Annotated in this window: 2 protein-coding genes; both read left to right on the plus strand. The window is 46.7% G+C overall.

Translation table 11 applies throughout. The annotated features are described in order from the left end of the window. Window positions 1-11: 11 nt before the first annotated feature. The gene (locus tag E0E16_RS13630) at window positions 12-188 is read left to right on the plus strand and encodes a hypothetical protein (RefSeq protein WP_165444179.1); all 177 of its coding nucleotides are present in this window, start codon (window positions 12-14) and stop codon (window positions 186-188) included. 32 nt (window positions 189-220) lie between these two features. Next, window positions 221-1066, plus strand: a complete 846-nt coding sequence (locus E0E16_RS09385) for an IS3 family transposase (RefSeq protein WP_240048166.1) — start codon at window positions 221-223, stop codon at window positions 1064-1066. The last annotated feature ends 160 nt before the right edge of the window (window positions 1067-1226 follow it).

The following is a 1226-nucleotide window of genomic DNA, read 5'->3' on the forward strand; positions in this document are numbered from 1 at the left end:
AGAGGTATCGTATGGCTCATAAAGAAACGAATTTGACAGACAATGAGATATTGCGCCAGAAGATAGTGAACCTCCAACACGCATTGTCTTTGGAGAAGATGCGCAGCCGTGCCTATGAGAAACTCATAGAGATAGCCGAATCCGAGGAGGGTATCAGCATCTTAAAAAAAGATGGTGCCAAACAGTAACGGCGCTGCGTGAGGAGTTTCCCGGTGTATCCGTGGAATTCCTCTGTGGGCTGTTTGGCAAGAAACGCCAGTGGTATTACGCAAGCAGCAAGCTTGTGATTTCTGAGCGGCAAAGGCGTAAACTGATAGTTGACAATGTACTCTACTATCGTGCCTGCTGTCCCGGGATAGGCGGTGTGAAACTGCACGTCCTCCTCAAGTCGGAGCTAGGTGAAGATGTTACTCATGGTCGCGACTCCTTCTTAAAACTACTTGCTTCAGAAGGACTTATGCTTCCCAAGAACAAGCGAAGACGTACAACGGACTCCAATCATCCTTATAGGAAGTATCCTAATCTTGTACAAGGTGTTACGGCAATGTATGCTAACCACATTTGGGCAGCCGACATAACCTACGTTTGGATTTACGGCAACGTCCTGTACCTCCATCTCATTACAGATGTTTACTCACATGCTGTCATAGGCTGGTGCTTATCCGAAACCATGGAGGCTATAAATACGAAGGAGGCATTGCTAATGGCAGTTAAGGCAGCCGGAGGAGGCAACCTCTGCGGAACGATACACCACTCTGACAGAGGATCGCAATATGCCTGCCACCTATATGTTGAAACTCTTATGTGCCACCATATCAGGGTTAGTATGACAGAACGGTACAATCCTACGGACAATCCCGTGGCGGAAAGGACGAATGGAACCTTTAAGGTTGAGTGGATTTACCAGCAGGAGATGTACCGAGATTATGACCAGGCCAATATGGAAATCTCCAAGGCAATAGCCTTCTACAACTACAGACGACCGCATATGAGCATAGGAATGAAATGTCCGATGGATGTCTATAGAGGCGAACAGCCCGGGAGAAATCTTTGGAAAAAGAGATAAATGCTTGCAAAAAAGAAAAATATAACGTATCTTTGGAACGCCGAAAATATGGCGAACGACGGTCTTATGCCATCTTCACCAAAGGTCCCAGGGGGCATCGAGCCCCCTAAGACCTTGCCGAAAATATGACGGAACTTAGGTGTTGTCCATCTTCTTTTAT

Origin of the sequence: Prevotella rectalis, assembly GCF_900607215.1 — a bacterium.
Lineage (GTDB): Bacteria > Bacteroidota > Bacteroidia > Bacteroidales > Bacteroidaceae > Prevotella > Prevotella brunnea.

Excerpts from the sequence above, each read along its gene's own strand:
- E0E16_RS13630 (WP_165444179.1), top strand. The coding sequence starts at position 12 with ATGGCTCATAAAGAAACGAATTTGACAGACAATGAGATATTGCGCCAG.